We start from the raw sequence: 8,995 nt of genomic DNA, 5'->3' as shown, positions 1-8,995 counted from the left end.
TTGTGGGCTACGGACTCATCTTATGGGCCGTGGGCTTTGGTCTAATGCATATTGTCTATGGAATATTTATGCACCTGAAATACGAAAAGTGAAAGCGTTGATAGAAGGTTTACATAAAGCTTTTGAGAGCAGGGTGAGATTAGGAATCATGGCTGCTTTGGCGGTAAATGAAAGCCTGGATTTCACCGCCCTGAAAGAATATCTGAAAGTGACAGACGGGAACCTGGCCAGCCACCTGAAAGCTTTGGAAAAGGAGAAATTCATAGGGGTAAAAAAAAGCTTTATAGACCGTAAACCCAATACCAGATACATGATCACAAAAGCCGGAAAAACGGCCTTCGAGGAACATCTGAATACGCTTGAAAAACTAATAAAAACCCAAAAACCCTAATTTTTTTATCCATCTACTTTGAATTTCAAAGTGAATTCAAACTTAAAACAAAACAGAAATCAATTAAGAGCATTCTATGCTAAGCTAAAACCAAAGTATATGCGCGACAAAATACTTACAAATCTGGACAAGCCCGGGGAACTGGAGCGGCTTTACCGAAGTGACAAAACAAACTTCAGGCAGGAATTTAATGGAGTTTACCCTGAAATAAGCGGGCAGTCGGTGGCCGGTTTCTGGCATGAACGACTAAACTACGAAGCCGATGAGAACTTACGGGTCTCCGGAAAGGATCTTGCCTTTGTGGTGATCGCTGCCCTGCTAGCAGGATTAATCGCCAAGATCCCTGCTATCTTCGGAATAGAGGAAGAGTTCTTTTATCCGCGGAATATCAGCTTTATTGTATTTCCGTTTTTGATGGCCTGGTTCGCCTGGAAACGAAAAGCTGGGAATAAATTGATCCTGATCCTTTCAGCAGCTACCATTATCTCAGCCTTCTATATCAATTCCCTACCCCCGGATACAGGTAGCGATACCCTCCTGCTGGCCTGTATTCACCTACCATTATTTCTATGGATGGTGTTAGGATTAAGTTTCACCGGAAACGAGCCGAAAAATCTCCTGAGACGACTTGATTTCTTACGGTACAACGGCGACCTGGTGGTGATGTCGGCAATTATTTTGCTGGCTGGCGGACTTCTTTCCGCGGTGAGTTTCGGACTCTTTGAACTGATAGACATCAGTATTGAAAAGGTCTTTTCAGAATACGTAGTAGTCTGGGGACTGGCTGCTGTTCCTATCCTGGGCACTTATCTCGTACAAAGCAATCCGCAACTGGTGGGCAAGGTCTCTCCCGTGATAGCTAAAGTATTTACACCTGTGGTTTTAGTGACCCTGGTGATCTATCTGCTGGCAGTGATGATCACCGGCAAAGATCCCTATAACGACAGGGAGTTTCTCCTGATATTTAATTTACTGCTGCTGGGAGTAATGGCGCTTATCCTCTTTTCGGTAGTTGAAACCACGGGCAACTCCAGGACCAGGTTAAATATTATGATGTTGCTGGGCCTATCCCTGGTAACGGTGATCATTAACGGAATAGCATTATCGGCTATCCTTTTCCGAATCTCAGAATGGGGCTTCACCCCTAACCGGATCGCCGTATTGGGTGGAAATATCCTTATCCTCAGCAATCTGCTCATTGTGGTGTACCGCCTTTTCCAGTCGGTAAGAAAGAAGGGCGACACCCGGTCGGTGGGCCTAAGCATTGCCGCCTTTCTCCCTATATACAGCATCTGGACCTTCCTGGTAGCCTTCCTGTTTCCGGTGTTGTTCAATTTTGAATAAGCGGTCAAATCCGTCGAAATAAAAGCAGGATTAAGGTGATTTAGGAGCACCATAGTTTTTATCTAAACATCATAGGTATTTAATATGTGAATTTAAAAGCAATAAGAAAAAATTATAGTATTTTTAAGTTCTAAACCACTAAAACCTTTGAAATTATGGATAGAAACAATCATTCAAACAACCCTGATAACCACAAAGTATGGGAAGTTAATGAATCGAGTCGCTGCCCTTTTATGGGTGGGGCGGTCGAAAAAACCGCCGGTACCGGAACGAGCAATCGCGACTGGTGGCCTGATATGCTGAACCTGCATATCCTAAGGCAACACTCCAACCTATCGAACCCTATGGGGGAAGATTTCAATTATGCCGAAGAATTTAAAAGCCTGGATCTGGCCGCAGTGAAGCAGGATCTGAAGGAGCTTATGACCGACAGTCAGGACTGGTGGCCTGCCGATTACGGGCACTATGGACCTTTCTTTATCAGGATGGCCTGGCACAGTGCAGGAACTTACCGAATTGGAGACGGACGCGGAGGTGCGAGCTCCGGTTCCCAGCGATTCGCACCGCTCAACTCCTGGCCCGATAATGCTAACCTGGATAAGGCCAGATTACTGTTATGGCCGGTAAAACAAAAATACGGCAAGAAGATCTCCTGGGCCGATCTGATGATCCTTGCAGGGAACGTTGCCCTGGAATCCATGGGATTGGAGACCTTTGGTTTTGCCGGAGGCCGGGAAGACATTTGGGAACCCGAAGATGATATCTACTGGGGCTCGGAAGGAGAATGGCTTGGCAACAAGGAACGATACCAGAAAGAAAATTTAGAAGATCCCCTGGGAGCTTCCCACATGGGACTTATTTACGTTAACCCGGAAGGCCCTAACGGAAATCCCGATCCTGTGGCCGCAGCGAAGGATATCAGGGAGACTTTCGGAAGAATGGCGATGAACGATTACGAAACCGTAGCCCTGATCGCGGGGGGACATACCTTCGGAAAAACTCACGGTGCGGCTGATGCCGAGAAATATGTAGGCATGGAGCCTGCCGGAGCAGATATCACCGAAATGAGTCTTGGCTGGAAAAACAGCTACGGTACCGGAAATGGAAAATATACCATCACAAGTGGAATTGAAGGCGCCTGGACTCAGAAACCCACACAATGGACCAATCTTTTCTTCGATAACCTGTTCGGTTTTGAATGGGAGTGTCACCGAGGTCCGGGAGGAGCCTGGCAATGGAAACCAAAGAACAATGCGGGAGAAGGAACTGTTCCTGATGCCCACGATCCGTCAGTAAAACATGCGCCCTTTATGCTCACCACCGATGTTTCCTTAAGAGAAGATCCGGAGTACAGGAAGATCTCAAAACACTTCCACGAAAACCCGCAGGAGTTTGCCGAAGCTTTTTCCAAAGCCTGGTATAAACTAACCCACAGGGACATGGGACCAATTTCCCGTTACCTTGGCCCTGAAGTGCCTTCAGAAGAACTTATCTGGCAGGACCCGATCCCAAAAGCAGATCATGAACTGGTGAACGATAATGACCTTGCCGATCTGAAGCAAAGGATCCTGGATTCAGGACTTTCGGTTTCAGAGCTGGTGACCACCGCATGGGCTTCGGCCTCAACTTTCCGGGGCTCAGATAAACGAGGGGGCGCCAATGGTGCAAGAATCCGCCTGGAGCCACAGAGACACTGGGAAGTGAATAATCCGCCCCAGCTTCAAAAGGTGATCAGGAAATTTGAGGAAATCAAGAGAGATTTCGATGATAACCAGTCCGGCAACAAAAAAGTTTCTTTAGCCGACCTTATCGTGTTAGGTGGAAATGCAGCAATCGAAAAGGCGGCAAAAGATGCAGGACATGATATAAATGTGCCTTTCAGTGCAGGGCGTGGGGATGCCACTGCCGAGCAAACCGACCCTGAAGCTTTTGAACCACTGGAGCCGAGAGCAGATGGTTTCAGAAATTATACAAAACAAAGCGAACACATATCCACTTCCGCAGAAGAGATGCTGGTAGACAAAGCCCAGCTGCTCACGCTTACTCCGCCGGAAATGACCGTACTATTAGGCGGAATGCGGGTATTGGATACCAACTTCGACGGATCTAAGCACGGGGTATTTACCCAACGTCCCGGCCAGCTCACCAACGATTATTTCGTGAATGTACTGGATATGCGAACCACCTGGAAAGCGACTTCAGATAAGCAGGATTTATTTGAAGGCAGCGACAGGTCCAGTGGAGAGCAAAAATGGACCGGAACAAGGGTTGACCTTATCTTCGGATCAAACTCTGAGCTGAGAGCCCTGGCTGAAGTCTATGCATGCGGAGACGCGAAGGAGAAATTCGTTCGGGACTTCGTGAAAGCCTGGACCAAGGTGATGGATCTTGACAGGTATGATCTGAAATAATTTCAACAAATAAATTAAGACAAAAGGTGATCGGGGTTCCGGTCACCTTTTTTTGTCGTGGCATAATTCAGAATCTTTCCAAATCAATTCTTTAGTATCTTTAGATGAGAAATCAATCATAAGATGAAAAGAATAATTTTATTGCTCAGTTTGATAATTTTAGTCGCTTCCTGCAAGGACAAAAAAGACACTTACGAGGAAACTGACCTGGCTGCCGAAAGCGCCTCGCAGGAGCATTCCGGAAAAGCCCTGATGGAAAAATACTGTTATGCCTGTCACTCCCCTGAAAGCGGTACCCGCCTGGCACCTCCGATGAGTATGGTGCAGATGCATTATTTAGAAGAAGGGATCAGCAAAGAGGATTTTGTTGCTGATATTGTGAATTTTGTAAAGGAGCCCACAGAGGAAAAGGCCCGGATGTATGGAGCTATCAGAAACTTCGGACTTATGCCCTACCAGGAGTTTCCTGATTCGGTGATAACTCAGATCGCGGAATATCTATATGACGCAGAATTACCTGAGATGCGAGGCCACGGTGGCGGCGGAATGCATGGTCGGGGAATGGGAATGGGACAGAATGCCCAGGAAAACACCTTAGCTAAAACAGGTATGGAGATCGCACAAGCCACCCAGCAACAACTTGGGAAGAATTTAATGAAAGCCATGGAGGAAGGCGGCCCCATTTATGCGCTGGATTTCTGTAATGTGGAAGCTATGCCCCTCACCGCGGAAATGGAGGAAGAATATAATGTAGAAATTAAAAGGGTTTCAGACAAGAACCGAAATCCTGATAATGCAGCCAATAAGGAGGAGAAATATTATATAACACATTTCAAACAGAACATAAAAGAAAGCACTGAGCCTGCCCCGGTGGTGATCCCTAAGGAAGGGAAGAGCAAATTCTACTATCCCATAGTGACCAACAAGATGTGTTTGCAATGCCACGGAAAACCGGAGGAGATGAAGCCCGAGGTGTTACAGAAAATAAAAGAACTCTATCCTCAGGATAAGGCTCTTGGTTACTCAGAAAATGAAGTCAGGGGAATCTGGAGTATAGAACTGGAGGAGTGATCCAGTCTATATAAAATCCTAAATAACCTTAAAAGCGAATTAAATAAAATTCCGCCAAGGTGTTTTTTAGCTACTTTTAAACTGCTATCGAAAAAAACACTTGTTATGAAAGTATATCATTGTCGCGATGCCGGCTTCGAATGTAAGCTGGAGATCCACGGAGATGACAAAGAAGAAATTCTACGTCTCGCTGAAATCCACGCTTTGAAAGTACACGGCCAGGAACCCAGTGACCAAATGCGTGAGGATATGGAAAGACTGGTAAGGAATGAAAAGCACAGCCCGGCTGATGATGTGAAAATGAATCAGTAATTTATATCCTTTTAAAGAATGTCTTCAGTTCCTGCTCAAAGCAATCCAATGGCACCCGATGTTCCATTTCGGGCCGCAGGTGCAGATGAAGGTCTGTTTGCCCGTTTAAATGTTCTCCCAGAAAATTTAAGGTATCGGCCGGTTTAACCACGGGATCACGTTGCCCTATCACCAGCTGTTTAAATGCCGAAGAGTTCCTGTTTATTTCCGGTACCTGCTGAAATGTGGAGCGGGTTTTTAATGCAGGATTGAACAACAGAGCCGGCACATCGAGCTTATCGGAAATATAATAGCCGGCAAAGCCTCCCATACTACTACCTACCACCGCGTCAAATTTGGTGTCGGCGTATTTACCCAGCACCCATTCTATGGCATTGGGGATGTTATGATAATCGATATTAGGTGCGAAGACCTTTCCGTATTTCTGAAGCCGCACCCGTTTAGCTTCATTGAGCTTACTTTCGAGTCCGTGCAGGTATAGAATATTCATATTTTAGAATTTAAATTTTTAGAAATCACTTTAACAATCACTCCTAAATTTAAGGCTTAAAACCGACAAATTATGGCGGGGGCAAATGATCTTTCAATTTTTCTTTAGCTGAATAATTCCGCGTTGCACCTCGTAACAGGCTCGCATGAGCAGTTGAAAATCCCCACCTTGCAAGGCTTCGGTTAAAGCCTCCATCTCCCTGATGTATTTTCGGGCAAAACCGGGATCGTTTTTAAGGATATCGCGGGTATTGTCTATCACATCGGCGAGTTTGATAGTTTTAGCCTCCGTACTCATTTTTGCCTGCCGCTCGACTTCCTTCTGCTTGCGTTGCTGGCGGTTAAGATGAGGATAATTCTTCTTCTCGAATTCATCGGTAAGCTCTTCCACCAGAGCCGCTATCTTTCCACCGAATTTCCGCTCAATATCCTGTAGGGAAACCGGGGTATCCTCTACCACGTCGTGAAGGTAGGCGGCGCAAATCATTTCAGGAGTATGGGTGACACTTCTCACCAGTTCCGCCACGCGAATGGGGTGTTCTATGTATGCTTCTTCGGAATATTTTCGCTGTTGGTCTCCATGCGCTTTCCGGGCGAATTCCAGGGCTTGTTTTTCCATAGCTAGATTCTTTAAGCTTAAAATACAGGATTTTTTCAAGATATCAATTCAGAAAAATCTAATAACCCGGGATCAGACTGCCTTGGAAATTTCTGAAATAAGCTTTCTCCTAATAAAACTTTCACAAAAAATAATGACTTTTCAGCCTTCCGCATTAAACTCAAGTTAAATAGCTTTTAGCCGGTTATATCTTTTAGTAATTTAATAATGGAATCATTTCCAGTGGATTAGAAAAGCCTGGATAAAATGAAGTAGAAAAACCACCAAAAAAGAAATTATGCTAGCAATGAATTTCCGCGGACCTTTCAGGATCCGTGCAGACAAAAACAGTCCCACCCCCGAAATAGAGCATCCTGAAGATGCAATTGTAAAAGTGATACGATCCTGCATCTGCGGATCGGATTTGCACCTGTATCACGGCCTCGTTCCCGATACCCGGGTAGGCTCCACATTTGGCCATGAATTTATTGGAGAAGTAGTAGAAACAGGATCTGCGGTAGAGAAATTAAAAGTGGGAGACCGGGTAATGGTTCCTTTTAATATTGCCTGCGGAAAATGCGCCTTTTGCAAACAAGAACTTTACGGCCAGTGCCATGAGGCAAATCCCCAGTCTACCGCCGCAGGTGGGATATTCGGTTATTCCCACACTGCCGGGGGATACAACGGAGGCCAGGCAGAATATGTGAGGGTGCCCTACGCCGATGTAGGCCCAACCCTGATACCTGATTGGATGGATCCAGATGATGCCGTACTCTTAACCGATGTTGTTCCAACCGGCTATCAGGCTGCGGAAATGGGTGGCATCCAGGAAGGAGATACCGTGGTGATCTTTGGAGCCGGGCCTATAGGAATTATGGCCGCAAAATGCTCCTGGCTTTTTGGAGCAGGGCGGGTAATTCTTATTGATAAGCTCGATTACCGATTGGAATTTGCTCGCGACTATGCACAGTGTGAAGCATATAATTTCAAAGAACTGGAAGATCCGGTGGTATTTATTAAAAAAATCACAGATTCCCTGGGCGCGGATGTTTGTATAGACGCTGTAGGAGCCGAAGCTTCCGGAGACAAAATGAACAGCCTGCTGGGAAGAAAAATGCTGCTGCAGGGAGGTTCAACCACCGCCCTGCACTGGGCGATAAACTCCGTAAAAAAAGGAGGGATAGTTTCTGTGGTAGGAGTGTATGGTCCCACCGATGCGCTTGTTCCCATAGGGAATGTAGTGAACAAAGGAATCACTATCAGGGCCAGCCAGACTTCGGTAAAAAGACTAATGCCCAGGTTGATCGACCATGTTAAATCGGGCGTATTGAATCCTAAGGAAATAATCACTCATCGTATTCCGCTGGAAGAAGTGGCTGAAGGCTATCATATCTTCTCCGCAAAACTCGACAATTGTATTAAACCGGTATTAATCCCGCCAACAGTGAGCTCCTAAAAATCTATTAACCAGAAAATTAAAATCATGAAAACAGAGGAAACAAAACCTGAAGAATTCACCAATAAAAAAGGCGGTGATCACAGTCATATAAAAGGATGGGGAATAGATGCCGATCCCAAGAACGACCCTACCTATCCCATGAAAAAGCGAACTGATGAGGAACACGAAGGCTATACCTGGGAACGCCCCCAGCAGCAACCGGAATTAATTGAGGTGCTCCGGTCGGTAGAACGCCCTAATCTCACAGCCGTCTTTGGAACTTCAGTTCCCCCCTCGGGATTGAGTGGGAGGATCAGGCGACATGCCTTTAAGAAAAGTGAATCCAGCTTAGGGCGTTGGATGCCCCTTATAATGGCCGACAGGATCAATGAAATTGAAGGGATTATCGATGATCTAAAAAAAGGTCACGTCCCGAATCTGTTTGCTGAAAAAGGCTGGAATGCAGAATTAAAGTACAACAAAAGCAATTTTCTCATGAAGGTAGGTGCGGCTGCTTTAGTCACCGGTCTTGGGCTCACCTTATTCCTGATGAAAAATGGGAAAGACAGAAAAATGCTGCATTAAATTATCAGGAGAAACCGGTTGAGCCAACTCAGAAGGTTTAGGTTTTTTTTAGAAACCTGGTCTTTTAAAAATTTGAATTTTAAGAAATTACTTAATCAAAAATAAGGGTTTTCCCCCATTTCTTACAAGGCACTTTTTCTTTAATTTATTCCCTGTCCTAATTCCGTGAACCTATCTACTATAAAAACAGAAGATATGGATCAGAACTTTACATTTCTTAACTGGATCAAGAGGTACTACAAAGAACTCACCGCCATAGGCATAGTAGTTTTTGTAGTCATCTTCGTGACCGTCTTTTTAAATGTGCAATAAGCCAGATTTAAATTCGATTAGATCCTTTAAAACCCGCACCTATT

Annotated in this window: 9 protein-coding genes; 7 read left to right on the top strand and 2 right to left on the bottom strand. The window is 45.3% G+C overall.

Features of this window, described 5'->3' with window-relative positions; all coding sequences use genetic code 11:
- The first annotated feature begins 148 nt into the window (after positions 1–148).
- The 5 genes from ACESK1_RS10630 to ACESK1_RS10610 all read left to right on the top strand — a co-directional run bounded on the left by ACESK1_RS10630 (position 149) and on the right by ACESK1_RS10610 (position 5,529).
- Positions 149–391: a winged helix-turn-helix domain-containing protein gene (locus ACESK1_RS10630; protein ID WP_372920160.1), complete on the top strand. Its 243-nt coding sequence runs from the start codon at positions 149–151 to the stop codon at positions 389–391.
- Positions 392–490: 99 nt separating this feature from the next.
- Positions 491–1,735, top strand: a complete 1,245-nt coding sequence (locus tag ACESK1_RS10625; RefSeq protein ID WP_372920159.1) for a hypothetical protein — start codon at positions 491–493, stop codon at positions 1,733–1,735.
- Between the two features lie 155 nt (positions 1,736–1,890).
- On the top strand, positions 1,891–4,146 hold the full coding sequence (gene katG, locus ACESK1_RS10620; protein ID WP_372920158.1) for a catalase/peroxidase HPI: 2,256 nt from the start codon (positions 1,891–1,893) through the stop codon (positions 4,144–4,146).
- Between the two features lie 123 nt (positions 4,147–4,269).
- Complete coding sequence (locus ACESK1_RS10615) at positions 4,270–5,217, top strand: DUF3365 domain-containing protein (RefSeq protein WP_372920157.1); 948 nt, start codon at positions 4,270–4,272, stop codon at positions 5,215–5,217.
- Positions 5,218–5,322: 105 nt separating this feature from the next.
- The gene (locus ACESK1_RS10610; RefSeq protein WP_372920156.1) at positions 5,323–5,529 is read left to right on the top strand and encodes a DUF1059 domain-containing protein; all 207 of its coding nucleotides are present in this window, start codon (positions 5,323–5,325) and stop codon (positions 5,527–5,529) included.
- 1 nt (position 5,530) lies between these two features.
- Here the strand turns inward: ACESK1_RS10610 and ACESK1_RS10605 are convergent, their stop codons facing one another.
- Both ACESK1_RS10605 and ACESK1_RS10600 read right to left on the bottom strand, forming a co-directional pair.
- Entirely contained in the window at positions 5,531–6,019 is a 489-nt protein-coding gene (locus ACESK1_RS10605; RefSeq protein WP_372920155.1) for a YqiA/YcfP family alpha/beta fold hydrolase, read from the bottom strand.
- Positions 6,020–6,112: 93 nt separating this feature from the next.
- Positions 6,113–6,637 (bottom strand): HD domain-containing protein, encoded by a 525-nt coding sequence (locus ACESK1_RS10600; protein WP_372920154.1) that lies wholly within the window; start codon positions 6,635–6,637, stop codon positions 6,113–6,115.
- Positions 6,638–6,914: 277 nt separating this feature from the next.
- Here ACESK1_RS10600 and ACESK1_RS10595 point away from each other — a divergent pair, with 277 nt between their 5' ends.
- Together ACESK1_RS10595 and ACESK1_RS10590 are read left to right on the top strand one after the other, a co-directional pair.
- Positions 6,915–8,072: a zinc-dependent alcohol dehydrogenase gene (locus ACESK1_RS10595; protein WP_372920153.1), complete on the top strand. Its 1,158-nt coding sequence runs from the start codon at positions 6,915–6,917 to the stop codon at positions 8,070–8,072.
- A 27-nt stretch (positions 8,073–8,099) separates the two neighbouring features.
- Positions 8,100–8,639: a hypothetical protein gene (locus tag ACESK1_RS10590; protein WP_372920152.1), complete on the top strand. Its 540-nt coding sequence runs from the start codon at positions 8,100–8,102 to the stop codon at positions 8,637–8,639.
- Positions 8,640–8,995: the final 356 nt, after the last annotated feature.

It is taken from the genome of Salegentibacter sp. (genome assembly GCF_041642575.1).
Classification (GTDB): Bacteria; Bacteroidota; Bacteroidia; order Flavobacteriales; family Flavobacteriaceae; genus Salegentibacter.
Note: the sequence above shows the minus strand (reverse complement) of the source record. Positions and strands in the feature narration are given on the sequence as shown.

Bases quoted from the DNA above. Each gene is read 5' to 3' on its own strand.
- ACESK1_RS10630 (WP_372920160.1), top strand. From the start codon at position 149: ATGGCTGCTTTGGCGGTAAATGAAAGCCTGGATTTCACCGCCCTGAAA.
- ACESK1_RS10600 (WP_372920154.1), bottom strand. From the start codon at position 6,637: ATGGAAAAACAAGCCCTGGAATTCGCCCGGAAAGCGCATGGAGACCAA.
- ACESK1_RS10595 (WP_372920153.1), top strand. From the start codon at position 6,915: ATGCTAGCAATGAATTTCCGCGGACCTTTCAGGATCCGTGCAGACAAA.
- ACESK1_RS10590 (WP_372920152.1), top strand. From the start codon at position 8,100: ATGAAAACAGAGGAAACAAAACCTGAAGAATTCACCAATAAAAAAGGC.
- ACESK1_RS10610 (WP_372920156.1), top strand. From the start codon at position 5,323: ATGAAAGTATATCATTGTCGCGATGCCGGCTTCGAATGTAAGCTGGAG.
- ACESK1_RS10615 (WP_372920157.1), top strand. From the start codon at position 4,270: ATGAAAAGAATAATTTTATTGCTCAGTTTGATAATTTTAGTCGCTTCC.
- ACESK1_RS10625 (WP_372920159.1), top strand. From the start codon at position 491: ATGCGCGACAAAATACTTACAAATCTGGACAAGCCCGGGGAACTGGAG.
- ACESK1_RS10605 (WP_372920155.1), bottom strand. From the start codon at position 6,019: ATGAATATTCTATACCTGCACGGACTCGAAAGTAAGCTCAATGAAGCT.
- katG (WP_372920158.1), top strand. From the start codon at position 1,891: ATGGATAGAAACAATCATTCAAACAACCCTGATAACCACAAAGTATGG.